The sequence below is a fragment of the Hymenobacter sp. HSC-4F20 genome, from assembly GCF_019599275.1.
In the GTDB taxonomy this organism is placed as follows: domain Bacteria; phylum Bacteroidota; class Bacteroidia; order Cytophagales; family Hymenobacteraceae; genus Hymenobacter.
In genome coordinates, this window is record NZ_JAHZTD010000008.1 from 30,992 (window position 1) to 55,371 (window position 24,380).

Here is a 24,380-nt window from a genome sequence, read left to right on the forward strand (position 1 = left end):
GGATTATGCCAGATATTGCCTCGTGAGAAGCTACTAGCCTAATATGAAATATTCTTTGCTCGAGCAGGTCATTCGCCACGCCTTTTTCCTCTCGGTTTGGTGTTTGGAACAGTGCCATGATATGGCGCCCTATCAGCAGAAGGTGGCCGCCTTGAGCCAGCTCCCCCAGGGTTCCGTAGGCCAAGCCCTTGCCGAGTGTCTGCTAGCGCGGGAGCTTACCTTGGTTCCCGGCTTTGAGAGCCACGACCTCAAGCACGTTGTCCTCGCCTATGAGTTGGAACCTGTCGGCGAAATCCGTTTACAAGCGTTTATGCTCGGCAATGGGAACTGGACGCTGCCAAGTCTGCTTATTTTCCTGTTTGGGTTTGTTCTCTTGCCCCAGCATTGGGCCGTATTCCGGCAGGATTTTCAAGCCGGTCGACAATGCCTCCCCCTCGCTACGCTTACGATAGAAGACTGTCAGCACCAGTTGCTACACGAACTTCGCAGCCAGCTTTTTAATCGCTATCAGGAAATCAAACCCCTCCGCCAGACGACGGTACACCTTCGCTTGAGCTTATTGGGCAGCTACGGGTTGATGGCGGTCGGTATTGCCGCCATGCTCTTCTGTTATCCGTTTTTATGGTCAGCAAACCTAGCCGACCTCGTAGGGGCGGGATTTCCGTTTGTGGCGGGCGCGATTCTGGTTGTCGGGGGCTTGCTCAATTTGACTCTGCAAGCACACCTGCGCGCGAAAGAGGCGAACTAGTAAGCTACTACCAGAGTCTTGTCACTTAACTTCAACCAACTTTCAAGTGAGGTGATAAGTGGGTTACATTCGAGAGATGGAAGATAAAAATTACTGCTTTTCCGAGGTGGTGGAAATAGTTGCGGTAGTACCGTCACCCATTTTGAGGGGGTAAAGCAAGCCATGAAAAGAGAAGCAGTCTTCTTCGTTTCCTCGCTCCTCGTTCTCTTGGGCGTACTCGCCTACCAACTGGCCACTTTCTCTATTTTTGACACTGAACCTCCGCAGCTCCTGAAGCAGCTTGACCTTCCTAGGACGCAGCAGCGCTTTACCCTCTATACGATTGCCTCGAATGCCACCGTGCCAAACGGCATTCAAGTCCGCGAAGTGCGAGCCGGCAAAGAAGTGGTAGTCGGGTTCTTTCCCAGCTATACTAAGCTAGTAGCGTCTAGCACAACCGACCAGCACTTACACCTTCGCTTGCGGGATACGCTAGGCAACAGGAGAGACAGCCTCATAACGCTGACTCTACAGCACTAGAGACCTATTTGCTTTAAAGAATACTTAGTCTATAAAGCTATATATTAAACATATAACATATTAATTGTCATTTTACAAACGTCCTTCTACAAAAGGTAATAGGATCCTAACTCGCTAATACGAACCTCGTTCAACAAACGGCCGTTTGAGTGAACGCAGGAGAGGCGCTTGAGGGATTAACTTATGACCACTACGGTTACACGGCCTAAGTAAGTGAAGCACCTACGTACCGTATTTTAGCCCTTATGCCCGACGTCCTCCCTGAATCTGGCCCACGTCCGGGACCGGTGTCTCCACACCCTTCCCCCGTCACCTCGGCTACTAAGACCGCCGGGCGCAGTGTGGCCCTGCTGGCCGGCACCTTCTTGCTCAGCTGTGGGGTCGTGGTAGGAGTGCTGGTGACCGAATTGACACACTACTCCAAAAGCAATTCCGACCTCGTACCAGAGAGCTTCGCGCTGCTGGACGGCAGTTTGCTGCTGGGCTTTCTCGTGCTCCTGGGGCTGCTGTTCAGCAAACGCTTCCCCCAGGCGAGTGCGGTCTTCTTGGGACTGCTGCCGGTCCTATTACTGGCGGGGCTGTGGCACGGCGCCGCCGGCTGGGGGCCGGTGTTGGCGCCAAGGCCCGAGCCGGCTATGCCGCCCCCCCATCCGCCCGAGCCGGCTGCGACGCTGTACCCGGGAACGGATTCCGCACGGGTCTACACCTTCGTCGAACAACTGCCCTCGCTGCCAACCGGGGGGGGCATCACCGCGCTGGCTGACACGTTACGCCGCGGAACCTGGCGCCGATTGGGCCCCACGCCCCAGCCAGTGGAGGGTCAGGTGCTCGTGAGCTTTGTGGTGGGTCCGCGGGGAAGCATCTTTTTGGTGACCATTGAGCAAGGGCTCTCCCCTACAGTCGACGCGGCCGTGCTGGAAACGGTGCGTCACCTGCCACGGATGCGACCGGGCAAACAAAATGGGAAAGCGGTGGCCGTTCGCCTGACGGCTCCGGTGCGGCTGCCCCCAGAGGAGCGGTGAAGATGGCGGCGTTAAGGCGTTAATAAGTTTTGTATAGAAACCCCTCGTTTCGCTAAACAGTATGTTCATTTAAAGAACCATTAGCGTGAACGCCTGTTAGGGCAGTTGAGATAGGCGCAGAGTCACTTCTTGAAGCCCCCGAGCTCCAATCCCACGATAGAGAATCTTGCCCTTGTAGACCAAAATAAAGGTGGGGTATTCGCGAATCTCTAGCTGCGTGAGCAAGGAATGCGCTTTGTTAGCCGGCACGACGATGTTCGGCCACGGGATAGAATGGGCCGCTACGTAGTGTTTTACCTTCTCCGGGTCGTCAAGGGCTACCCCCACTAGGTCGATGGAAGCCTCATACTGCCGGTGCAGCGCTTGCAGGGCGGGGGTGAGCGCTACGCAGGGTCTGCACCAGGTTCCCCAGAAGTCCAGCACGAGGGGCCGCTCGGTGCCCGTCAAACGAACCCGTTGGCCCTGTACATCAGTCGATTCCGTGGGCCGAAACAGCAAGTGCGGAGTACTCCCGTAGGCGGAGGGCGACTTCTCGGGCCCCGTGACCGCCACGTACAAACTGTCGCCCGCGGGGCTGAGGTGGTCGAGCCGGACCAAGTGTCCATGCACCAGGAACGATTCGCCCAGGCGGTAGGCGATAGGCGCGTTTTTTTCGTCCAGTATACGCACCTGCGTACTGGAGTCTGGGTAGACGAGGTCCCGGGGGAGGCCGGGGTAGCCGGGGTGAGTCACGCGCAGGGCGAGGCGGTTTGAGCCCAAGGGTAAGGTTCCCGTGGACCGATGTCCCAGGAGTTCGAGCCGCAGAAACAAGTCCTGTTCGCGGGCGGAGGCGTACCGTTCCCCGGCGGCATAGAGCACCGGCCGGAGTTCGAGCAGCCGTGCGGCGCGCGCTCCCTGCAAGGCGATGCGGAAGGCTGCCGGCGGGGTGCTGCCCGGCGTTGCCGGCAATACTTGCTGGTCACGGGCTCGGAACGTAAACGAATCGGGGCCGGCCGCTGGCACGAAAACGATGCGCTCTTGGGCGTCGCGCCCAATGAGGAAGTTCACCCGCTGGGCAGGCAGTGGCCCGGGACTTCCGCCGAACTCGACGTACTTGAGCAGGTACCGGCTCATTCCCTTGGGTACGGAGGTAGGGGCTTGCACCGTGTCGAGCTGCGTGGAAAATACAAACCGATTGCTGCCCGTCTCCCGTACCAAAGGGATTCCGACAACGTCCTGCGCCGCGCCGCTCAGGGCACAGGCGATGACGAGCAGTAACGAGAGGCACCAACGGACTGTCCCTCCCATCAAGTTAAATAGCGTACAGCGGGCGATAATACAGGGCATCGTGCGTTCGGTCAGGAGGGCTAGGAATAAGTAGCCAAGCTACGGCCTAGTTCTCTTTTCTTCAGCAGTAGCACAAACCAAGGCCGTTGATAGAAGTCAGCCAGCATTTCGACAAAACGCTTTTTCTGCTGTACCGTTTTCCTCCCCCTACACCCGCCGCTGCTGGCCCCGCTGTCCGTGCTGGTACGGGCGCCGATAGCGGCTCTCTATACGCAAAGCACTACGTCCAGCGCAGGGCATACAGCGCAGAATGGCATCACTCCCATGAATGTAGTGCAATAGGGTTGGTTACATCTTAAGGAGGACCCGTTCAGAAAATGTTATAATCTCAGGTTTGTGAATCATTCTTTTCCCTATCGTCCTACCAGTTCCTGTTCGTGTCGATCCAGAAGTATTGTACCTACGGTCGCGTCTCCACCGTCACGCAAAATCAGGCCGGCCTCGAACTGACATCCCGGCGGACCGTGACCCATTGCTTCATCACGGAACAGAGGCCATTGGGGCCGACCGTGGAAGAGGAACAAGTGTGCTTACCATCTGACTCCGCTAATGTCGGGTAAAGCCGAAACGTGAGGAATAGAGGACCTTAGTCATAGCTCATGAGTTAAACACGTACCACTACTGCGCTTGGCAAGGGAGCACCTTTTCCGGTCTAGGCAGCGGCTGCGCTAGCATAGTGACGCGATGTTCCTCTCCTTACCGTCAGTACGTGCCGACTCCTATCTTAGGCTCTGACTTCTCACATGCCGTATATGAATGCCTATTATCGCTTAGCAGCAGGGGAACTATGGGTGCGGCCGGAAGGATACATTCACTTAATCTGGGGACCTGGGTCGGAGGATTCCGTGGCGGCGCAGCACGTATTTAATGAGGTGTTGCGCTTACTAGAAGTCACAGGCTGCGGCAAGCTTTTAACTGATCAGCGCCGGCGGGTTCCCGCCACGGAGGAGTACATGGGCTGGCTGCTGGCCGACTGGTTGCCCAGAGCGGGAAGCAGCCAGCACTTGGCGCAGGTCGCCGTGGTGACAGCCACCCCCTTACACCTGCGCTTACAGTCCCTCGACATTAGTTCGGAAGGCCAGCGCCGCTACGGCATTACCACCCGATACTTCGCGACCACGGAGCAGGCCAGCGAGTGGCTGCAGGCACCTGCGCTGCCGCTGGCGGAGCTAGACAAGCCTCGCTCTTAGCCTAGAATGGATCTTCTCATCCCTGCCCGCTGGCCTGATAGCAGCTGGCTGGCAGGTTGCGCAGCAGGTACAAGCCTGAAGCTGACAGCTGCTGTATTACCCGGCCGCTGAAGCCACACCAGTAGATAACGAGTTGATGCAGGGCGGCCAGGCGTTCCATCTGCAGCACGGTGTGTTGACCTGGACGGGCCAGGTTACTGACCCGCTGGCAATCCAGCCACAGCGTATAAGTGCCCGACTCGATCAGGTCCTACATGGTTTCCAGGAAGGCAGCCGCCTCCACCGAGCTAGCGTAGTTGCCGCGCAGGCGCACACCGGTAGCGCCGCGATGCTATTCCATTTGTAGAGTAAACGGAGTATGCATGTAAGGCGGCTTATCGGACCAAGGGCAGTTCGTTCTAAGACAAAGAGCACTGAACGCAGCAGAGCATGTTTTCTCCCCTAGGCTCATACGCTCCAGTAGTCCGGGTACTTCGTACTGCAACCGATCCTCAGCGGCGGCGCGGCGTTTACCCTGCTTAGGGCCGAAGCAGGTAGTAATGGCCAGGTGCAGGTCCCACCAGGTGTAGAGCACTTCCCGGTAGGCGCGCGGCAACTGCTGCAGGCAGTAGGCCGAAGCAGAGGTGGGTACCCAGGTAAGGTACTTTGTACTCCCAAGTCAGGCGGCGGGGCGCAGGGGGTACAGCCCCGGCGTAACCTGGGGTTCATCAGCGGGCAAGAGCACGATCTTCTGCTTGGGAAAGTTGTGGGGGAACACGCGCTCCAACCGGTAGCCGCTACGAAACTGCCAGGTGGCTCGTGCTCACGGGCAAGATGCAGCGAGTCACCCGGATGCGGAGCCAGGGCGCAAGTCGGCCGTGGAAACGATGTTGAAATAGATGGCTGCAGCCTTGGTCAGGCGCACCCGGCCGTCGCGGTAGAGGGTGATTTTTATGGCAGAGTTGCACTCCATCATGCGTGTTTAATAAAGGGGTAAACAGCGGGTTATGTGTGTGACCAGAGTTTTAAAAGACCAGCCAATGCGGTATTTTGCATAGTCTATTGTGCTCGTTCTCTCCCCCTCGTCCTTTCATGTCTTCGCTGCCCACCACACCTAGGGTATTTTTTGAAAACCCGCTGGCCGTAATCTTAACGGAAGAGTGCGGCCAGTACATTCGCCTGGTGTGGAAACAGGCGGCCTGGAACCTGGCCGCGGCGCGCACAGTGATGGAGCAACTCCTGCTATGCCTACACCAGACGGGTTGGGGCAAAGTCATCATCAAACAGCCCCCGTTGCCGACCTTCCCGTTAGCCTACCACACCTGGCTACTCTATGACTGGTTTCCCCGCGCCGAAGCGGCCGGCGGCTGGTGCTACGCGCTAATTCCGCCCAAGGGGCTGTTTGCCCACGTGGGCTTTGCTGACTTTCTCTGTCAGCTGCGCCGGCGTGGGGTCCGCTTGTGCGTGGCCAGTTCGCGCGAACAGGCCCTGGAATGGCTTATCCAGCAGGCTCCCGAAGCGTAAGGCGTAGCTTCAGATGGTCTTTGCGGCGCTATTCGCCCAATCGATGGCGAACTGATGCACCTCGTCGATGCGGTCTATGTTCGTCGGCACCCCATTAACTACCCTTTCCTCCTGGAAATAGTGGTTGCAGTCTGGGTAGACGCGGTAGAGGAGATTGGTTTTGCCTTGGCGCAGAAATTCCAGCTTGGCGTAATCCATACTCATAATCGTTTGATTATTGTCACGTCCGCCGGCGATGTATAGAATAGGAATGGACAGCTTGAGCATGTTTTCCAAAGGCGTAGTTCGGCTAAAGCTGCTCCATTTCAAGTAAGTGGAACCATACCAGGTTTGATCTACGGCCTTGGGCGATTGGTACAGCTTGGCATACTCTGCGTACAACGAATCGACGATGCGCTGGCCCTCGACCGGGCTTATCTGCTTTCGCTCAACCTGCAAGCGGGCAGTTAGCAGAAAGTCATACAGGTGGTTCAACGTATTACCCACCAGGCACACGACGTGGGTGACCTTCTTGTTCAGAACGGCTACCCGAGGTGCTACCTGCGACCCTTCAGAGTAACCTATGACGATGACCTTACGGGTATCTATAGGGAAATTTTTAACTACATAATCAATGGTTGCTGAGGCTGCTTCCGCCTGCCAGTCCAAACTGTAGAGGTGCGTGAACGTATCGTTTTCGGGATAATACCCACGGCCCGAACTGCTGTAGCGCAAGCTGTCTTGGAACGGAATACCTGGTTTACTGATAACCACAACGTAGTAGTCTTTCGCGTACCGGCGGACGTCCAACGGGACGGAGCTATTGTAGCGCCCCGATTTGGTTTTGTAATAAAGAGGAAAGTTGCCCGAGCCGTCCAGATACACCAGCAATGGTCTTCTGGCTTTGGAAGCAGACTTGGTGACATGAATAGTAAAGCTCTTCAGCCGGGCCCGGTGAAGCGTGCAATGCTCAAATAAGTCGTTTTTCGCCTGTTGTCCGCGGCCCGTTAGAGGAGTGAGTAGCAGAAGCAGGCAGAGAAGCCGATGTAGCAGTAGTAAAAAGAAGCGGCTCATAGAATGAGTAGTAATGCGAAAGAGCAACAACGAGCGCATACTACGAAATATTTCGTAGTATGCGCTCGTTGTTGCTCTTTCGTAGAATACGCTTCAGGCTTTTTCTTGGTAATGAAGAGGCCTACTGCCCTGCCGTTAGCTGATAGTTGGTGAGCCCCGCTAGGCCACACGAAAATGCAATGGTGGATTGTCGAGATTCAGGTGGTGGTTGATTTGCTCGACTAGGTCACTGAGCGCGAGTAAGGCTGGCGCCAAGTCGCGGGTGTCTATGAGACCGTTTTGTAGAGCAGGGGAATGCGGTGAAGTAACGGATTCTGCCTAATATGGGCCTACAATTCACTTTATGCGATATCTCTTCTCCATTCTGTCTAGTATTCTCCTTTTCAGCTTAGTTGCTAGCTGCACTAAAAAGGACGATTCACCTTCGCCCGTCAGCATTGTTGGCCGGTGGGATCTGGTAACCACTAACACGAAGGAATACGATTCTAGTGGGCGTGTTATCTCTGACCGTACCGATACGCCCAGCGCTGGTGCTCAAGGAGAGTATTATATGACCTTTAAGGCGAACAACTTATACGAGGCCTATGCTGCTTCCTCTTTTACCAGAAGTGGCACTTATACCTATACGCCCGGGCATCTGCGCACACTGCAGAATACGCTACTCGATGATATCTTAGACTATACGGTGAAAGAACACACAGCCAAACAATTGGTCTTAGAGCTTGACCAACGAACCAAGCAAGCAGGGAAGGTCTACACGTATACGCACAAAAAACACTAGGTCATCTCAACACAAAAGCCCTGACCATCCGGCTTGTCTTTACCCAAATCCGGAAGCAAAAAGCGCTAGCCGGTAGGCTGGCGCTTTTTGCTTCCGGATTTGGGTAACAGTACTACCCTAAGCTGCAGTGGCTCAGAAAGGTGTACCTTTCTGGGCTGGCTATTGCCTATCCACCCTGGCTTCATTACCCCGCGCACACATGACGCTTAGGCTCTGTCTTTTATTCTCTCTCATTACTTCTTGTCGGGCAGAATGTAAACTGCCTTCCCCAGTGGTGCGGAAATATTTGGAAGAAGTCGTTGGTATCATGCAAGCCAACTCTGTTAATCGGAAGACTATCAACTGGGTAGACTTCAGGCAAAACCTGCTAGCGCAAGCAGGCGACGCCCAAACGATTGAGCAGGCTTATCCAGCAGTTGTATTCGCCATCGTTGCCCTAGGCGATAAACACAGTTTTTTTGTGCCCGCAAGCCCTGTGAAGCGACCCGAAGGCCCCGCAGATAAGAAGCCCCCGGTATACCTTGATGAGCCGGTGCCCGGAGACATCGGCTACATCCGCATCCCCTGGGTAGTCGGCAATCAGCAACAACTGGCCGCGTATATAGCCCATGTACAAGCCCAGATCAAGGAGCGGGATAAGGCGGAATTAAAAGGATGGCTCGTGGACCTAAGAGGGAATATGGGCGGGAATATGTGGCCCATGCTCGTGGGGGTAGGGCCGGTTTTGGGAGAAGATACAGTCGGCTATTTTTTGGATTCAAATAAGACGAAAACCGTGTGGCGTTACGAAAAAGGCAAAGCTTTGCTGGACGGCGACATACAGGCAGAGACAACTCCGTATTACACATTAAAGTCCGCCAATCCGGTCGTGGCCGTGTTGACCGACAGCCTAACGGCCAGTTCGGGCGAGGCCGTGGTAGTCGCCTTCAAGGCTCGGAAGCACACCAAAAGCTTTGGAACGAATACAAGTGGCGTGTCGACTAGCAACAGCCGCTTTGATTTGTCTGATGGGTCTATTATCTGGCTGACGACCGCCGTATTCGCCGACCGCCATCTGGTACCATACGGCCACTCGATAGCACCCGACGAGCGGTGCAAGTCCACCGAAGTCGTAACGCGTGCTATTCGCTGGATTCGAGAAGAGCACAAGGCGAAGAAATAAGTAGTTTGTCTAAAAGGAGGGACTAGCAAGAACAGTAATTCTGTGGCTTAACAAGGCACGCCTTATGAAGCCACCCAGCCGACCTACTGAAATTCTATCCGGCCGTCCCCATCCGGGGCCGGGGCTGTTTCTATCTTGGTGCGTAAATAAACCTACTCTATAAAGAAACACCTACTCCTCTGGCTCCTGTGCCTGCTCCCACTTGCTCGCTCTGCCTATAACCCGGTAGCAGTGTTGCGCCACCCGTACCGTTGGACGCAGCATTATCCTGTAATCTCTATACCTGTACGATGCGTTTCCTTGTGATATTTTTACTTGCCTGCACCACCCAGGCCGTTGCGCAACGCACCATCCCCACGCTCACTACCCAGGAATACCAAGCAGGGCATTTCAATGGGACCGTGCTGGCCGAGAAAAATGGACGCGTCGTCTCCCAGGTGAGTAAAGGAAACGCCAACTTTCAGTTTGGGGTCCCTATTGCGGCGGATACACGGTTTCCCATTGCGTCCATGACCAAGTTGTTTACCGCTATTCTGACACTACAACTTCTGGAGAAAGCCCAACTCCGCCTGGATGCTCCCGCCTCTGCCTACGTGCCGGACTTACCCGCGGCTTGCCGCAGTATCACCCTCCGGGAGCTGCTCACGCACACCTCCGGCTTACAGAACGAACCGGTGCGGGCCTATCAAGCCGCGTATTCCACTAAGGAGTTCGTGCAGCGTTTCGTGGTCAAGGACAGCACCCAGAAGCCCTCTGCGTTTAATTACAATAACGTGGACTACATTCTGCTTACCCACGTTCTGGAAACGGTTACCAAGAAGCCGTTTGCGGCCCTGGTGCAAGCCCAGATTCTGAGCCCCTTGCAGATGCGGGACACGGGCGTTCTAAGTGAGTCCCGCGTCATTCCACGGCTGGCCTACGGCTATCATAACTATACCTTTGGGAAGGGCAGCGCAAAGGACACGCTACGCAATGACCGTCGGTACGTGTCCAACTACGCCGGTGCCGGCGCGCTCTATTCTACTGCCACCGACCTGCTCAAGCTGGTGCACGGCGTGAAAGCCCACACGCTGCTCTCGGCCGCCACCACGGAAGCCTATTTGCTCAAGCCTCAACAAGGTACGTTCATCGACTATGCCCGCGGCTATAGCACGATTGGCTTCTTCTACAACGACAAGTCAATGGCTGCCCCCATCCTGGAGCGCCGGGGCAGTATTGATGGCTTCAATTCCGTGTTATTAACCACTCCCGACTTCACGAAAGTGGTTATCATTTTAACCAACACGGATCAGGCGGATTTAGAAACGTTTGGAGACAAGATATACCACGCGTTCTAATCGAATACTGGAGTCAGCACCCTATAGGAGGAAACACACCTGCAGGAACTGCGGTAAATAGGGCGGGAGACGAGTACGAGCAACAGTACTGCCTAGTGCCAGCTTTCAATGTTTCCGGTTCCACAAAAAATGGAAGCAGACACGAAGCCAACCGCTTTCGTCGGTCCGTTTCGTTTTCGCACGTTTACCCATTTTGCACTGGGAGTAGGGGTTCCTCTTCCAAAAGGACGGATTTACACGCTAAGCATTTTTGGCCTTGCGTAAACGGCTCATCTCCCGTCGCATCTCTGATGAGTAGAGACCAGCAGGGACGAATAACAGGTTGAACGTTTGGCCCTACTTTTTGGCCGTTTGCCTATCCATGGTCGTTCGGCATTGCCCAGACCTTTGTGCTGTAGTCCAGTTGCTCATGCTGCTGCTGGCCAACGCGTCACAGTTGGCTAGTAACCAGCTGCAACCACCTCTTTTTCTCTTTAAGCACGACGTACCGCATGACGACTATGGAACAACAAACCCGGCAGTTTCGCCTGCTAACCGATTGGTACCTTTCGGTGCTAGAAGGCGTTCAACCGGCTGACGGCTGCCGAACTCTGAGTGAGCACAACAATAGCTTGGAATGGCTCGCCGGCCACTTGCTGGTGACGCGCAGCCGCAACCTCGCCCGGTTAGGGGGGCCGACACCAGAGTGGTCCTTCCTAGACGCCTATGTGGATCCGACTCTGCCGCTGCCCGGCTTTCGCCCCTTCGACAGCAACCGGATCTACCCGAGCCTAGCCGAGTGCACCTCGGCATGGGAGCGGGTTTCTCAGACCTTTTTAGCCACCCTGCAAGCCGCCGAGGAACGTGTACTGCAAACCGTGTTGCCGCTCAGCGGTCCAACCGGAGGCCATACGCTGGAGGACTTATTGGTTTCGGTGGTGCTGCACGAGGCCTTTCATATCGGGCAAATGAGTATCATTCGCAAAGCGCTCGGCTACCCCGCCATGTACTGGTTTATGCGCCCAGTTCACGCATAGAAGCTTCCGTAGCCCCCATTCAGCACCTAGTGCTCATGCTTGCATCTGCCCCCTCTTCGAACAGTGAGTTCACGAAAGCCCCGATTTCGTTGCTACGCTACTGCACCCAGACACCTGCTCCCCGGGCTCGCGTGCTGTTGCCCCAGCATATGTTTACCTTTCTTCTGGCCGGCGAAAAAACGGTATACTTTGCCGGTGCGCAGGTGACCATTCAGCCGCAGCAGTTTGTGCTCCTGGCGGCGGGAAATTGCTTGATGAGCGAGAAGATAGCGGCTCCGGCCACAGAGTACCATAGCCTGCTGCTGCTGTTCGACCACCAGGTGCTCGCTGATTTTTGTCATCGCCATGCCGCGTGGCTCGGTCAGCCCGACCAGCATGCAGCGAGCCAGCCGTTTCTGCGGTTTGAGCAAAATGCCTTCCTGGCCACTTTCGTGCGGTCGTTGGACTGCTTGCTGACGGAGGAAGCGGCGGCTATTCCCCAGCAGTTACAGCGCGTGAAATTGGAAGAGTTACTGCTGTACCTAGCACTCCATTATCCCGGGCAGTTCCAGCAACTTCGCCGCTTGGGTCAAGAGGCTAACGAAGAAGTATTGGTCCGTCAAGCGGTTACCTCGCATATCGGCAGTCCGGTTGCCGTCGCGGAGTTGGCTTTTCTGTGCCATATGAGTCTGTCCACCTTCAAGCGCCGGTTTGCCCAACTCTACGGTACGAGCCCGCGCAGATGGCTACTGGAGCGGCGGATGGAAAAAGCTGCCACCCTGCTTCGACAGGCGGACCGTAACGTGAGTGAACTGTCTGACGAGCTAGGCTACGAGAATCTGTCCAGCTTTATTCAGTCCTTTAAGCAGTTCTACGGCGTGACCCCCAAGCAATATCAAGGAGCGGGGTAGCGGTGGCCAGTCTGATGAGCCAATGGTTTAGCGTGTAAATCTGCCCTTTTGGAATAAGAACCCCGAGTAAGGGTACTTGATCCACCCATTTCCTGAAGCCCCTAGGTCGCCACCACCTGAGGGCTTCGCCTTTTCAGACAAAGCCGGCTGGGTGACTTATCGTGCTAGTGTACCAAAGCTACGCGCTACACCTCCGGCTTCCAACCACTAGGGGGTGCGCTCTGGTCTATTACGGTCACGTGGCCCTTTGCCGCATACTGGATCCGGACAACACCATCGGCCTTCTCAGCTCGCAGGTGCTGGCGAGGGATGGTATCCACTGCTTGGAGAAGTTGTTCTACTTGATCTAGTGGACTGACCAAGCAAAGCCGGAAGGGCCATCCTTGGTTTTCTACAAATTTCTTCTCGACCATGATTAGGTGAATCGGATGCCGGCGCTGCACATACTCATGCAGGGGACGTAGTTGGTCGTACACAGGTCGTAGAACCGAACTGAGGCAAGTGCCCTGCACGAAGTGGCTAATTTGACCATGCTGAAAAACCAGGGTCCCCACTTGACTTGAATCCACAGGTTCCACTGCGATTAGATCAAGTTCCTCATCGGCCAGCAGCTGCTGCAGCGTAGTCAGGTCTTCTGAAGTCAAGGGTACGCCGCCAATCAGTACCTTCTTCTGCGTCGGCTTACGGGAAGCCGTGCAGCGCGCTACCACGAGTAGCAATGGAAGACAGAAAAACAAGAGGGTAGCGTAATCAGACCAGGTATGCCGCTGGTAGGACGCAATATCCGGCCAGGTGAGAAAGCCGATAAAGACCAAGCCGCATGCAAAGATGCTACCGAGTAGCTCATCAAATGAAGTGCGTTGCTTGCGCAGCAACAAGGCTACGGTTGTGAGATAGAGGGCCGCGGTAGGAATGAACTTAGCCAGGAAGAAGTACCCAAATTCCAGTATGTCAGCGTCAAGCAGAAGTGTAGCAAGCACAGAAAGTAGAGTCAGCTGATGGCAAAATAGCGTCCGCATCTAGTTAGCAAGGTCGCGCAATAAGCCCGTTGCAGGTGACATACCATAGGCCCGTAACCACCGAATCTTCCCTCCGAGGGGTAGCCCGAATGAGAACGGGGTTATTAAAACGACTTTTTATCAGCTAAAAACGCCCTTCAACAACTACAGTAGGTTTTCGTTGCTTTCCTACATTTGTTGCCTGTCCCACCCTGCTATGGATGCATCCGAATCCCTGGAAGTCAGGCAATACAACGCCATCACGACGGCTCGCTATGATTACACGGCCTGCCAGTTGGACTTGCTCTTCTTTCTGCTTTCCAAGCTGCGACGAGAAGACAAGCCCAACCAGGAGTATCAGATCCATATGAACGAGGTGGTGGCCGTGACGGGCCGCGAGTGGCACTACCAGCAACTGCGGGAAGCTACCGAGTCCATGGGCTCGCGCATGTTCGAGGTGGAGAACGACCAGTCCTACGTGCAACTCTGGATGTTTCAGAAGGTGGAATACGTTAAGGGCCAGGGCTACCTGCGGATTCGCCTCTCGGAAGATATCCGCCCCTACCTGTTCGAGCTTAAAAGCAACTTCACTTCCTACCAGCTCTTCTCGGCCCTGAAGATTTCCAGCAAGTACGCCAAGCGTATTTATCACCTGGCCTCGCAGTGGAAGGACATCGGGGAAACCAAAACCTACGACCTGGATGAGTTCAAGCTCATGCTCAAGCTCAAGGATCCCAAGGGTAAGGAACCCGAGCAGTTCCAGCGCATCAGCGACTTGAAGTCGAAAGTGCTGGATATTGCCGTGCGCCAGATCAACGAGAACACCGAACTCAAGATTGGCTACACCCTGCTCAAGCAGGGCCGCTCCTTCCACGCCGTGCGCTTCTACGTCACCAAGCAGGAGCCCAAGCAGCTGCCGATTCCCTTCGAGGAGTCTCCGGAGCAAGCCAAACTGCTGATGGCGCGCCGGCATCTGGAATCGTTGGACATCAAGGATCCGAAGCTGGTCAGTCAGATCGTTGGCGATGAGAACCTCGTAAACGAGTTGTTCCAGTTCATGTACCGGTTAAAGACCGATAAGAGCAAAGCCAATAAGAACCCGGCGGGCCTGTTGCTGGCGGTGCTGGGCCTCAAGACGGCGACCAAGAACAGCTAACCTCCTTGCCTCTCCCCTATCATGACTTCGCACAACCAGGAAGCCTACCGCGCGCTCAGAGCCTATCTGACGCATCTACTTACCGATCCGCAGGACAAAGCCCTGGAAGAGGTGCCGGCACTGCTACGGCCCAGCGTAGAGACCTTTATGCTGGGGAAAACCGTGTACCACGATGCGGCCGACCGGCCCGTTATCTACGCCCACGATCTGGCTGCCTGGGCCCACCAGGTAATTCACGTCTCCGGGTTAGAGTATCCAGTGGCGCTGGCCAGCGTGGACATCGAGCGTCTGCGCCAAGCCATGGCCGCATGAGGTGGGAGGAGATAGAGCGCTTAACCGGCCTAGTGCAGCAGCTGGCTCCGGCGGACCGGCTTTCCCGGCAACAGTTAAATCACGTGCTTGTATCGGCACACTCGACGATGATCGAGGGCTCCCGGGTTACGGTGCAGTCCGCATTTGACTTCCTGGTCGGGGAGCAGGCCATGATTGACCCGAGCCTACCCTGGGATGGCTACGACATGCTGGCGGATCATGCGCAGGCCTTGGATCTGGCTCTGCAGTGGGCCGACGAGGGACGCCTACCTACCCCACTGCTGCTGCAAGAGCTGGCCGGCGCCGTGATGCGCACCACCGGGCTCCGCACCAACAGCATCCTGGGCAGCACGGATGCGGCCCGCGGCGACTTCCGCCTCGACAAGGTTTCCATCCTGGGAGCCAGCTCGTTTCCCAACGCGCAGAAGGTGCCCTGGCTGGTAAGCCAGCTTACCCACCAGCTGCAGCAGTGCATGGCCTCGGCTGCTACCTGGCAAGAGCAGTTGCTGATTGCTTTTGACGCGCACCTGCAGCTGGTGAGCATTCATCCCTTCAACGATGGCAACGGCCGCACCTCCCGGCTGCTAATGAATTTTATTCAACAGTATTTCAAGCAGCCCCTAACCGTTGTCTTCCGGGAAGACAAGGCGGCTTACTTCGCCGCCCTGGAAAGCAGCCGGCGCGCAGAGGATGTGCAGATCTTCCGGGAATTTATGGTAGGCCAGCACGTGAAGTCCCTGGAAAACCAGCTGTTGAAGCCCTAATTTACAACTGAATAAACAAGTGTATTCGGTTGTGGATCTGCTTGCGCAGACAAATGATACAGTACTCTGTAAAAGATTAGTTGCACCTCCTCATCGTGTAGTCCAGAGGAAGAGGTGCAGCTAGTTATTTACAACTCTATTTACAACTAAATCAACAACTACTTTGGGTTGTGCTTTTTAGCAGCCTTGTCGATCTTCTCCTTCACCGCGGCCACGACAAAGTCGTGAATGGAGATACGGTCCCGCTTGGGTAAGCTGTCCTGGATAGCTCGGATCTGGGCCAGCTCGCTCTCGTAGATTTTGAAGGTAAAAGACTTGAGTTTATCCTCTGCGGCCCCCGGTGGGTTGGCCGGCACAACCGGCGGTTCCAACACGGAGCCGCCCTTGTTGATCATCTCCTGCATAGCCGGGTTCGACAGCGAGGCCGGGGGCGTAGGAGGGAGGCCGAGTTTAGGTTTCTTCGTGGCCATAGGTTCTTACTGAGGTTCTATATTAGCAACCTGTTTTACAACCTATTTTAGTTGTAAAACAGGTTGGTGCTTTGGTTCTCTATTTTGTTGCTTCTATTGCGTTTTGCACACTGCTGCATAAGTCATTAACTTCCGCAACTGCTTTCTCGTCGAGCGGTTTCATTTCCAGGACCCCTAGGCCGGAAGCGGCAGCGTTTGCGAACGAGATGCGGTTACCGACGGATGCCTCCAGAAACTGCAGGTACTCGGAGCCGCGCAAGAGTTCGGCGGCTTCTTCCTTGTAGGTGCCGCGTGCATCCGCTTTATTGATGAACGTGAGGGAGCGCAGGCCGGGGTTGAAGGGCGCGACCTCCGCAATAAGGTTCTCCACCTTTCGCAGCGTCCAGATATCGAGCGAGCGAGGAGCGAAGGGAACGAGGTAGACGTGGGAGATAGTCAATGCGGAGCGCTGGCTGACGGTATCGCGGCCACCGGTGTCGATGACGATGTCGTCGCACTTGGTAGCCAGGCGCTGCACCTGGGCATTCAGCTCGCGGCCCGTTACCTTAACGGCTGTATACCCCAAGTCTCCATCCAGCGACTGGTGACGGAAGGAAGTGAAGTCTGTGGCCGATTCCTGGTCGTCAGCATCGATAAGAATCACATCTCGTCCCTGCTGGAGCAGATACACCGTCAGATTCGTTGCAATCGTCGTCTTGCCGCTGCCTCCCTTGATGCCGCCTACCGTGTAGATCATGTTGTCGTGGTTGAACTGGTACCGGTTGTAATTTTAATTGTAAATCTAGTTGTTCTTCTTGCACCAACATATTGTTCATGGCATATTTATCTAGGGATACTAGATGAAGCTACCTGTAGAGAACGTTGTACTAGATCCTGGCCTAGTGCCTGGATTGCTACGATAAGGCATGAGGATGCCCTAGCTTAACGTAATTCGACTTCTCGGACAATCTTTAACGAAGCTTTTTAGAGCTTAGCCAAAGTTGGGTAATGGAGTCACCTCGGATTAGGTAGTAGTTTTCCCTTGTTCCAGGACGTGGCATAGAAAGCGCTTCTATGCCTGCTGAATCTTGTCTAAGTACACGAATCGCCTGATGGAAAAAAGGCTTGTGAGCAAAGAGAGAATCTAGATTAGGTTGCTCCCGCAGTCCGCTCCGAAAGACTACGGCATTGATATAGGAGTCTTCGTACTCTATATTCTGCTGTCCTTGGTACTGCCTGAGAGATGGCTCAGGCAAATGCCTACGACTTCCCCACTCGAAGCCGATCAGCAAGCCACCTAACGCCGAGCCTATACTAATCCATCCTTTCGCCGAAACGTGCATCGGTGGTCATCCTTTTTTCAAGACTATCTTGACACTTGGGTCAAGTATATAAAAGGTAGAGTTTACCTATCCAGCTCCACTTCCACTGTTCTTGAAACAATTGCTTAACGTAATCTGTGGGAACACGTCCTGAAACAGTACCGGCGCTAGGCTTAGGCGCAGATTGCTGTTGATAGGGTACTTTATATGATACGTGTCACTTAGCTACCTTTCGCGCTACTTATAAGTACCAGTGGCACCACCTCACCGCCCAGGCCCTGGTAGCTACCCCTGTATCTCATGTGGACTTCATCCCGCACACGCTTACGCCGCTTGGAGGCAGCTTGGCTCCAGCCAGCTGCCCGCTCCCCCCACTTCCCCTTGGTGGCCCGCTACTACGACTACGTGCAGCATGAGCCCGCCTACCACCGCCTACCTGACCAAACCTGGGCAGATCTGAATGGCGAATTGCTCTTTGAACTGCTCGATGCCACGGTGAGCCGGGTAGGACAGCAATGCCTGTACCACCGCCTGCGCAGCCCGCTAGCCGACGAGACCACCTTGCACGAGTTTGATGCTGCCGCGACCTTGCTGGCGCAGCAACCCCTGGCCCGCGGGCAAGCCTTGCTCGCACTCGACCAGCTGACTGCCCGCGAGGCGTACTACCTAGTCGATTTGCTTAGTGGCCAGCCGCTCCCCACCTTGCCCGGCGCTCGTTTCGCGCCGCTGCTCGCGCTGGGGCTGTTGACCACAGTGCTCGGGGGCTTTTGGCTACCCATCCTCTGGTGGGGTACGATTGCGTTTGCCCTTACCAATGCGGTGTTTCACTTCTGGCAGCTCCAACGGATTAAGTTCAGTGTTCGCCCGCTGCTGCAACTGGGCCGCTTGCACCGGGCGGGGCAGGCGCTACAGCGGGCGGCCCTGCCCCTGCGGCAGCTTCAGCCGCTGGCAGCGCCGCTAGCCCGGCTGGGGGCGCTCGTGCGACAAGTAGCGTTCTTTCAGGTGGAAGACAACTGGCTGCTGGAATTGCTCAAGATGCTGCTGCTGCTAGACCTGCTGGTGTATGCCCGGTGCCGGGTGGCCGTGCAGCAGTACGCGCCCTCGATTCGGAGTGTCTTTGAGGCCGTTGGCTACGTCGATTGCGCCCTCGCCGTGGCCAGCTTCCGCCAGCGCCACGCCACCTGCGTGCCGCACTTTGGGCCGGCTACTGAGGGCATCCAGCTGCAAGCTGGCTACCACCCGCTGGTACCGGGGTGCGTGCCCAACGACCTCACCCTGACCGGGCCAGGCGTACTGCTCACCGGCTCGAACATGGCGGGCAAAACTACCTTTATGCGTACGCTAGGCGTGAATGCGTTGCTAGCCCAGACCATAGCTACGTGCCCGGCCACCGCTTACCGCGCCCCTTTTTGCCGGGTGCTCACCAGCCTCAGTCTGGCCGACAGCCTACCCACGGGCAAAAGCTATTACTTGGTCGAAGCCGAAACCATGCGGCAGCTGCTGCTGGCCTGCGACGCGGCCCCCGGCAGCTACCTGCTGCTGCTGGATGAGCTGTTCAAAGGCACGAATACGCAGGAGCGCATTGCCGCTACTAAAGCTGTGCTGGCCTACTTGCAGCCCCGCAGCTGGGTTGTGGCAGCCACCCACGATGGGGAGCTGGGCGCGCTCTTGCACTCAAGCTTTGTTGAATACCACTTTTGCGAGACAGTCACGGAGGAAGACTGGTATTTCGACTACCGCCTCAAAGCTGGTCCGCTGACCACGCGCAATGCCATTCGGCTGTTGGCGCGCCTGCACTACCCGGCGCAAGTGGTAGCTGCCGCGCAGGCGCTCAGCACTACCCTGGCTACACGGGCGCAATCCAGCAGCGCGCAACTGAGCACGTCGGAAGAATGTAGCTCTCTGGCTGATTCAACCCGATAGAAGAAGGATTTATTGGGCAGAAGAGCTTATCACATAGACAGTAGAGTGCATAGAACGCAGTTCTTAGGTATTGCAAACGTTCCTTCAGAAAAGACAGGTAGGATTCTGACTGGCTAACACGAAGTCGGTCCAAAAAACGCTTGGTTTCTAGACACGTCCGCCACCCATCAACCAGCCCCGAAAACATGCGTTTTCGGGGCTGGTTTTCTTCCTCTTATTTAGACGGAAGAATGCGGGTGCTAATAGTACTGCTGGCCGGGGCCAACTCAAAAAGGTGTAAGTATACCTCAGCAGGAAGCTCAGCAGGAAGTTGAAACCAGGGCATACCCGTTGCCCTAGCTGATAATGGCCGGGGTAGTCGGCCGGTAGTATCCTTTTTACCACAGCTTATGGGGCCACCTGAAGCCACCCCTTCCGAACTGTGCTTGTGGCCGCATGTTGCAATAAGTAATAGTAAGTACCGGGAGTGCTGCCGGGCCCCCACTCATTATGATAGTCATGGGTTTTGTACACCTGCTGGCCCCACCGGTTGTAGATTTCCAACATCCACCCAGCTCCGCTCAACCCTTGCACGACAAACCGCTCGTTAAACAGGTCGCCGTTGGGGGTGATGATGTTCGGGATAGTCAGACAAGGCGAAAACGTAACTGTTCGGGTGGCCGAGTATACTTCACAGGCGGATTGGATGGTGAGCGAATAACTCCCGGATTCCCTAACCGTGAGCGTTGGAGTAGTAGCTCCTGTAGACCAGCGGTACGTATAGGGGGCAGCTAGACTACCGCCAGAAGGGAATAGAGTAAGGGCTTGACCAGCGCATACTAGCGTGTCGGCTCCCAGCGCCAAGCGGGGTAGAGCGGGGGCAGCCCGCACTTGAACGGTTGCAGTGCTAGTACACCCCATTGGATAAGTGGCCACCACGGAATACACCCCGGGTTGCGTAACGGTAAGGGTTGGCGTGCTAGCTCCCGTGCTCCAGCGTATGGCTACATTGCCTGGGGCTTGTACACTGAGGGCAACGCTACGGCCGGGGCAGAGCACAGAATCACCCACTATGCGCGCAATTCCCTGAAAGGGTAGTACCTGGTACGTGGCTGTATGAGTGCGCCCTCCGGAAAAAGTAGCCGTAACGGCATAGGTACCTGGCTGTGTAACGGTGAGCGTAGCGGATGTGGCGCCGGTATTCCACTGGTAGCTGACCACCCGGCCAGTTCCACTTGCCGTCAGTTGGAGGGTGCTGCCCGGGCAGAGCGTCGTGGGCCCCGTGATGCGTACAACCGGTGCAGCCAGTTTGATGAGCCAGCCATCAAAGTAGAAGGGAATCCCCAAATTCGGTTCACTTTTATCCGCGGATACCCCCGACTGTGAGGCACCACTCAAAATATATCCCCCATCGGCAGTGGCCTGTACTTCCCCGATGTAATCCAATTCTGGCCCACCGAGCGTACGGTCCCATTCCAGATTACCCTGGGCATCTACCTTCACTAACCATTCATCTAGGCGTCCCCGGTTAGGTTGGGTTTTGTCCCCGCTAGCGCCTGACCAGGAAAAGCCACCTACCAAGTAGCCGCCATCGGCGCCAGCACACACCGACGTAACATCGTCGTAGTCCGCGCCTCCGTAGGTACGGTCCCATTGCTTGTTACCCTGGGCATCCACTTTCACCAGCCAGTAATCCCCTGTACCGCGGCTGGGCTGCGTTTTCTCCCCGCTGACTGGCGAAGCGGAAGTACCGACCAGCAAGGCCCCCCCATCCGGGGTAGCCAGTAAGGTCTGCAACATATCAACGGCCGCCCCCCCGAGGGTTCGGTCCCACTGCTTACTGCCCTGCGCATTGAGTTTGACAATCCAAAAGTCAGTACTGCCCCGACTATTTCCGGTTTTGTCGCCCCCCAGGCCTCCGTCCGTGTATCCTCCAACCAAGTATCCTCCATCACTGGTTTGACGAACTCTACTCAGATGATTGGCAATGTAAGGGTTGGCGAGGTCCTTCGCCCCGAGGGTCCGGTCCCATTGTTTAGTACCTTGTGCATCTACCTTCACAATCCAAAAATCGGTATTTCCCCGGCTCGGCTCAGTTTTGTCGCCGCTCACGCCAGAGTGCGAATAGCCCCCTAGAATATAGCCGCCATCAGCGGTCTGCTGCATACTGCGCAAGTAATCCGGACCATCCCCCCCATACGCCTGGTCCCACACTTTTTGTCCTTGCGCGTCCAGCTTGATAAGCCAGTAATCGTAACTGCCCCGGCTAGGTGCTGTCCGGTCGCCTCCCACCCCGGAAGTGGACTCGCCTCCGACGATATACCCACCATCCGCCGTGGGCTGTGCTTCGGCCAAGCCACCGAGACTATTGGTTTCCCCCGCTAGCGTACGGTCCCATTGATAGCGGCCCTGCTCATCAAGCTTGAGAAGCCAATAGTCGGAGGTAGTGCGTGGAGGTTGGCTTTTGAACGGGCCCACGGGAGAATCCGAACCGCCCGCCACGAAGTATCCCCCATCCTGGGTTTGGCGCACAATACCAATGCCGTCATTGGTGGGCCCGCCGATGGTACGGTCCCATTCCGTGAGAGGGGCTTGAGCAGCTCCTAGGTAGGGTAGGCTGACCAGCCCCGCAACCAGGTACCCGTGCCGAAGCAGAAGAAAGAGATGGTGAAAAAAGAAGGAAAAGTAACGTTGGGTCATACACAATAGCAGAGGTGGGCATGCAGATCGAACAAGAATCGTTTGCCTAAAGGCAGTTACTACTAACGTAATCGTGTTCTTTCACGAGAAGGAATATACTAGAGGCCGGTTTACTTCTTATTGCAGCGAAATAGCGCCTAAGTACAATTGTGGCTACCATTGAAACTGTAGTTAGTTATACTACAGTGAAGCAAGGGGGGGCCGCTGGCGTCAAAAATAAGCAGGCTACAGATTAAATAGAAGCAAGTCGTAAGTTGCCAAGTAGTATGCAAATAGTACTATTACTATAAAAAAGCGACACAAGCATTAATAGTAACCTACTCTATACCTGTTCTGCTGACGAGCACAGCACGTCCGGTGGTAGCCCGGCGGTTGTGCTTTCAAAAGATAAATGAAAGCGTAACCCTACTCTACTCTTGAAAACCTTCCTGCTGAGAATGAAACCAAGCAGAAGGAGAGGAGAGGGGTTATATTTTATAATCCGAGTTCCTTAGCCGCATTGTGCTGGCGCACATTGTCGAGGCGGGTGTAGCGGCGGATCATGGCACTGGTCTTGTGCTTGGTCTGATTCATGACCTTGGAGTCGTCGGCGCCGTTGAGCTTGGACACGGTCACGAATGAGGCCCGTAGCGAGTGCGCCGTGTACTGCGGGCCCAGGTACTGCTGCACAATCAGGTTGGTGTACTTAGTTGTCAGGCGCCGGGTCGTCAGTTGATTGTTCTTCCTAAACGACACGAACACCGGCCCCTCGGTGCGGCCCAGCATCTGCAGCCAGGCCTGCAGGGAACGAATAGGACACAGTGCCGAATCCGGAGAATAGAAAATCGCCTTCTCTTCGGCCTGACCCAGCTGGTTGGTTTTGCTCTGCGGCAGCGTCACCACTAAACCGTCGTCATCAAAAGCCAGGTCTTCGATGTTGAGCGCTTCGAGCTCCGAGCGCCGAAACGCCCCGGTGAACCCGAGCAGCAACAAGGCCCGGTTGCGCAGCCCGGCCGGCAGCGTGACGTCGATGCGTTTGATGGTGCGCTTAAACGAATCGAGTGAAAAGGCGGGCGCCTGCTTTTGGTGCGTTTTGATTTCGCGGGCAATACCCTTGAGCAGTACCTTAAGCTTCTTATGCGAAGTAGGCGACTCCAAGCTGGCCAGCTCGTGGGCTTTGGCAATGGCGGCCGTGTGCCGCTCGATGGTCGCGTATTTCTTGCCTGCGTCGGCTAGCTCGGTGAGAAATCCAGTCAGCGCTTCGACCGGCGCGGGCAGCGGCGCGAGTTGATGAAGTTGGCACCAGGTGGTGAAGCGCTTCCAGTCCCCGGCGTAGGCGCGCACCGTGTTGGCCGCCCCACGCAGACCGGACTCGACGTAGCGGTGGGTTGACTCCACCAAGTGCGCGGGTACCTGGGCAACCGGTGGGGAGGTAACGAGGGGCAGCTGATTTTCGGTAGTCATATGTATAATATATAAGGGTAGCGAAGCAAAAAGCAGCGGATTTTCTTTACCCTAATATAAGGACCGATAAGTAAACATTATCAGTCCTTATCTTAGAGTTATAGTTTCCAATAGTTATCTGTGGTAAATGCCGAAGACGATGAGGGGGTATCTTATCAGACAGTAATAGCCCGCTACTCAGAAACGATGACTACGTTGCTTCAAGAGGTTGATCTTAGTTCCGGGTAATCCAGCCGACGGCCAAATCTTCTTCCACATGATGGACGGATGGCGCCTATTTCCATAGCCTGGTTGGCTACTGGCTTGCCGCCTCTGCACTGGGACTCTGTTATGAACTGCAGGAAGCCGGACCGTTGTACCCATCCGCGGGCCAGTAAGGGTTCTATACTAGGAGCCCTCTCCCGCTCGTGGCTTGCGGCCAGGAGCGGGAGAGGGCACCGGCTACGCCTGCTAGCCTCGTGGCGTGTCTTATTCCGCTGCATCGGGCCGGGCTGCTACTTCCGGGCACCCGCTGGTCGGCGGCCGGCTAGCTACTCCGGGTTGCTACCGCACCATCGGGCGCACGCATGCCCGGCTGGCGCAGGCCTGGACGCTCCGACGGTACTAGCCGGACGCGCCCAGGCCGGGCTGCGGCTGGACTGGGAACTGGGACGAGACGTGCTGCTACACCTGCGCGGAGAATCCTTCCGCTGGCGGGGAAAGGCGTATTCTCTGGCGCATTCCCTGGTGCCTGCGCCCGACGGGGATACCTACCAGCGCGTCGTGTGTCACCTGCTGAGGTCTGCAG

At 55.9% G+C, this 24,380-nt stretch carries 22 protein-coding genes; 14 read left to right on the top strand and 8 right to left on the bottom strand.

The window, feature by feature from the left end; all coding sequences use genetic code 11:
* Positions 1 to 43 precede the first annotated feature (43 nt).
* Both K3G63_RS21815 and K3G63_RS21820 read left to right on the top strand, forming a co-directional pair.
* Complete coding sequence (locus K3G63_RS21815; protein ID WP_220616272.1) at positions 44 to 748, top strand: hypothetical protein; 705 nt, start codon at positions 44 to 46, stop codon at positions 746 to 748.
* A gap of 860 nt (positions 749 to 1,608) precedes the next feature.
* The gene (locus tag K3G63_RS21820; RefSeq protein ID WP_220616273.1) at positions 1,609 to 2,289 is read left to right on the top strand and encodes an energy transducer TonB; all 681 of its coding nucleotides are present in this window, start codon (positions 1,609 to 1,611) and stop codon (positions 2,287 to 2,289) included.
* Between the two features lie 96 nt (positions 2,290 to 2,385).
* Here K3G63_RS21820 and K3G63_RS21825 read toward each other — a convergent pair whose 3' ends face one another.
* Positions 2,386 to 3,402 carry a TlpA disulfide reductase family protein gene (locus tag K3G63_RS21825; RefSeq protein ID WP_220616274.1) on the bottom strand — a complete coding sequence of 339 codons (1,017 nt, stop codon included), beginning with the start codon at positions 3,400 to 3,402 and terminating at the stop codon, positions 2,386 to 2,388.
* A gap of 965 nt (positions 3,403 to 4,367) precedes the next feature.
* Here K3G63_RS21825 and K3G63_RS21830 point away from each other — a divergent pair.
* The gene (locus K3G63_RS21830; protein WP_220616275.1) at positions 4,368 to 4,805 is read left to right on the top strand and encodes a hypothetical protein; all 438 of its coding nucleotides are present in this window, start codon (positions 4,368 to 4,370) and stop codon (positions 4,803 to 4,805) included.
* A gap of 823 nt (positions 4,806 to 5,628) precedes the next feature.
* Here K3G63_RS21830 and K3G63_RS22950 read toward each other — a convergent pair.
* Positions 5,629 to 5,760, bottom strand: coding sequence for a hypothetical protein (locus K3G63_RS22950; RefSeq protein WP_259404634.1), 132 nt, complete (start codon positions 5,758 to 5,760; stop codon positions 5,629 to 5,631).
* Positions 5,761 to 5,876: 116 nt separating this feature from the next.
* Here K3G63_RS22950 and K3G63_RS21835 point away from each other — a divergent pair, with 116 nt between their 5' ends.
* Positions 5,877 to 6,308 carry a hypothetical protein gene (locus K3G63_RS21835; protein WP_220616276.1) on the top strand — a complete coding sequence of 144 codons (432 nt, stop codon included), beginning with the start codon at positions 5,877 to 5,879 and terminating at the stop codon, positions 6,306 to 6,308.
* Between the two features lie 9 nt (positions 6,309 to 6,317).
* Here K3G63_RS21835 and K3G63_RS21840 read toward each other — a convergent pair whose 3' ends face one another.
* A complete protein-coding gene (locus K3G63_RS21840; protein ID WP_220616277.1) occupies positions 6,318 to 7,361 on the bottom strand; it encodes an alpha/beta fold hydrolase in 1,044 nt (347 codons plus the stop codon).
* Positions 7,362 to 7,704: 343 nt separating this feature from the next.
* Between K3G63_RS21840 and K3G63_RS21845 the strand changes: the two genes are divergently transcribed.
* From K3G63_RS21845 to K3G63_RS21865, 5 genes are all read left to right on the top strand, one after another.
* On the top strand, positions 7,705 to 8,142 hold the full coding sequence (locus tag K3G63_RS21845; protein WP_220616278.1) for a hypothetical protein: 438 nt from the start codon (positions 7,705 to 7,707) through the stop codon (positions 8,140 to 8,142).
* Positions 8,143 to 8,416: 274 nt separating this feature from the next.
* Positions 8,417 to 9,304: a S41 family peptidase gene (locus K3G63_RS21850; RefSeq protein ID WP_220616279.1), complete on the top strand. Its 888-nt coding sequence runs from the start codon at positions 8,417 to 8,419 to the stop codon at positions 9,302 to 9,304.
* 302 nt (positions 9,305 to 9,606) lie between these two features.
* Positions 9,607 to 10,641, top strand: a complete 1,035-nt coding sequence (locus K3G63_RS21855) for a serine hydrolase (RefSeq protein WP_220616280.1) — start codon at positions 9,607 to 9,609, stop codon at positions 10,639 to 10,641.
* Positions 10,642 to 11,141: 500 nt separating this feature from the next.
* The gene (locus K3G63_RS21860) at positions 11,142 to 11,657 is read left to right on the top strand and encodes a DinB family protein (RefSeq protein ID WP_220616281.1); all 516 of its coding nucleotides are present in this window, start codon (positions 11,142 to 11,144) and stop codon (positions 11,655 to 11,657) included.
* 35 nt (positions 11,658 to 11,692) lie between these two features.
* Positions 11,693 to 12,547 (top strand): helix-turn-helix transcriptional regulator, encoded by an 855-nt coding sequence (locus K3G63_RS21865; RefSeq protein ID WP_220616282.1) that lies wholly within the window; start codon positions 11,693 to 11,695, stop codon positions 12,545 to 12,547.
* Positions 12,548 to 12,732: 185 nt separating this feature from the next.
* Here the strand turns inward: K3G63_RS21865 and K3G63_RS21870 are convergent, their stop codons facing one another.
* The gene (locus K3G63_RS21870; protein WP_220616283.1) at positions 12,733 to 13,527 is read right to left on the bottom strand and encodes a hypothetical protein; all 795 of its coding nucleotides are present in this window, start codon (positions 13,525 to 13,527) and stop codon (positions 12,733 to 12,735) included.
* Between the two features lie 235 nt (positions 13,528 to 13,762).
* Between K3G63_RS21870 and K3G63_RS21875 the strand changes: the two genes are divergently transcribed.
* Genes K3G63_RS21875 through K3G63_RS21885 form a run of 3 tightly spaced genes read left to right on the top strand, consistent with a single transcriptional unit; the run spans position 13,763 to position 15,777 of the window.
* Positions 13,763 to 14,701 carry a replication initiation protein gene (locus K3G63_RS21875; RefSeq protein WP_220616284.1) on the top strand — a complete coding sequence of 313 codons (939 nt, stop codon included), beginning with the start codon at positions 13,763 to 13,765 and terminating at the stop codon, positions 14,699 to 14,701.
* 21 nt (positions 14,702 to 14,722) lie between these two features.
* Positions 14,723 to 15,013: a hypothetical protein gene (locus K3G63_RS21880; protein ID WP_220616285.1), complete on the top strand. Its 291-nt coding sequence runs from the start codon at positions 14,723 to 14,725 to the stop codon at positions 15,011 to 15,013.
* A complete protein-coding gene (locus tag K3G63_RS21885; RefSeq protein WP_220616286.1) occupies positions 15,010 to 15,777 on the top strand; it encodes a Fic family protein in 768 nt (255 codons plus the stop codon). Before K3G63_RS21880 ends, K3G63_RS21885 begins: the two co-directional genes overlap by 4 nt.
* Before the next feature lie 158 nt (positions 15,778 to 15,935).
* Here the strand turns inward: K3G63_RS21885 and K3G63_RS21890 are convergent, their stop codons facing one another.
* Together K3G63_RS21890 and K3G63_RS21895 are read right to left on the bottom strand one after the other, a co-directional pair.
* Complete coding sequence (locus K3G63_RS21890) at positions 15,936 to 16,247, bottom strand: hypothetical protein (protein WP_220616287.1); 312 nt, start codon at positions 16,245 to 16,247, stop codon at positions 15,936 to 15,938.
* A gap of 79 nt (positions 16,248 to 16,326) precedes the next feature.
* Positions 16,327 to 16,983 (bottom strand): AAA family ATPase, encoded by a 657-nt coding sequence (locus K3G63_RS21895; protein WP_220616288.1) that lies wholly within the window; start codon positions 16,981 to 16,983, stop codon positions 16,327 to 16,329.
* Between the two features lie 865 nt (positions 16,984 to 17,848).
* Between K3G63_RS21895 and K3G63_RS21900 the strand changes: the two genes are divergently transcribed.
* Entirely contained in the window at positions 17,849 to 19,471 is a 1,623-nt protein-coding gene (locus K3G63_RS21900) for a MutS-related protein (RefSeq protein WP_220616289.1), read from the top strand.
* A gap of 387 nt (positions 19,472 to 19,858) precedes the next feature.
* Here the strand turns inward: K3G63_RS21900 and K3G63_RS21905 are convergent, their stop codons facing one another.
* Both K3G63_RS21905 and K3G63_RS21910 read right to left on the bottom strand, forming a co-directional pair.
* Complete coding sequence (locus tag K3G63_RS21905) at positions 19,859 to 22,150, bottom strand: gliding motility-associated C-terminal domain-containing protein (RefSeq protein WP_220616290.1); 2,292 nt, start codon at positions 22,148 to 22,150, stop codon at positions 19,859 to 19,861.
* A 474-nt stretch (positions 22,151 to 22,624) separates the two neighbouring features.
* Positions 22,625 to 23,593: a tyrosine-type recombinase/integrase gene (locus K3G63_RS21910; RefSeq protein WP_220616291.1), complete on the bottom strand. Its 969-nt coding sequence runs from the start codon at positions 23,591 to 23,593 to the stop codon at positions 22,625 to 22,627.
* A 540-nt stretch (positions 23,594 to 24,133) separates the two neighbouring features.
* On the opposite strand from K3G63_RS21910, the gene K3G63_RS21915 reads away from it, so the two are divergent.
* Positions 24,134 to 24,380, top strand: a 247-nt coding sequence (locus tag K3G63_RS21915; protein WP_220616292.1) for a hypothetical protein, incomplete at its 3' end; no start/stop codon positions are given.

Excerpts from the sequence above, each read along its gene's own strand:
- K3G63_RS21905 (WP_220616290.1), bottom strand. The coding sequence starts at position 22,150 with ATGACCCAACGTTACTTTTCCTTCTTTTTTCACCATCTCTTTCTTCTG.
- K3G63_RS21825 (WP_220616274.1), bottom strand. The coding sequence starts at position 3,402 with ATGAGCCGGTACCTGCTCAAGTACGTCGAGTTCGGCGGAAGTCCCGGG.
- K3G63_RS21900 (WP_220616289.1), top strand. The coding sequence starts at position 17,849 with ATGTGGACTTCATCCCGCACACGCTTACGCCGCTTGGAGGCAGCTTGG.
- K3G63_RS21860 (WP_220616281.1), top strand. The coding sequence starts at position 11,142 with ATGGAACAACAAACCCGGCAGTTTCGCCTGCTAACCGATTGGTACCTT.
- K3G63_RS21835 (WP_220616276.1), top strand. The coding sequence starts at position 5,877 with ATGTCTTCGCTGCCCACCACACCTAGGGTATTTTTTGAAAACCCGCTG.
- K3G63_RS22950 (WP_259404634.1), bottom strand. The coding sequence starts at position 5,760 with ATGATGGAGTGCAACTCTGCCATAAAAATCACCCTCTACCGCGACGGC.
- K3G63_RS21895 (WP_220616288.1), bottom strand. The coding sequence starts at position 16,983 with ATGATCTACACGGTAGGCGGCATCAAGGGAGGCAGCGGCAAGACGACG.
- K3G63_RS21865 (WP_220616282.1), top strand. The coding sequence starts at position 11,693 with ATGCTTGCATCTGCCCCCTCTTCGAACAGTGAGTTCACGAAAGCCCCG.
- K3G63_RS21880 (WP_220616285.1), top strand. The coding sequence starts at position 14,723 with ATGACTTCGCACAACCAGGAAGCCTACCGCGCGCTCAGAGCCTATCTG.
- K3G63_RS21885 (WP_220616286.1), top strand. The coding sequence starts at position 15,010 with ATGAGGTGGGAGGAGATAGAGCGCTTAACCGGCCTAGTGCAGCAGCTG.
- K3G63_RS21875 (WP_220616284.1), top strand. The coding sequence starts at position 13,763 with ATGGATGCATCCGAATCCCTGGAAGTCAGGCAATACAACGCCATCACG.
- K3G63_RS21845 (WP_220616278.1), top strand. The coding sequence starts at position 7,705 with ATGCGATATCTCTTCTCCATTCTGTCTAGTATTCTCCTTTTCAGCTTA.
- K3G63_RS21910 (WP_220616291.1), bottom strand. The coding sequence starts at position 23,593 with ATGACTACCGAAAATCAGCTGCCCCTCGTTACCTCCCCACCGGTTGCC.
- K3G63_RS21840 (WP_220616277.1), bottom strand. The coding sequence starts at position 7,361 with ATGAGCCGCTTCTTTTTACTACTGCTACATCGGCTTCTCTGCCTGCTT.
- K3G63_RS21890 (WP_220616287.1), bottom strand. The coding sequence starts at position 16,247 with ATGGCCACGAAGAAACCTAAACTCGGCCTCCCTCCTACGCCCCCGGCC.
- K3G63_RS21815 (WP_220616272.1), top strand. The coding sequence starts at position 44 with ATGAAATATTCTTTGCTCGAGCAGGTCATTCGCCACGCCTTTTTCCTC.
- K3G63_RS21830 (WP_220616275.1), top strand. The coding sequence starts at position 4,368 with ATGAATGCCTATTATCGCTTAGCAGCAGGGGAACTATGGGTGCGGCCG.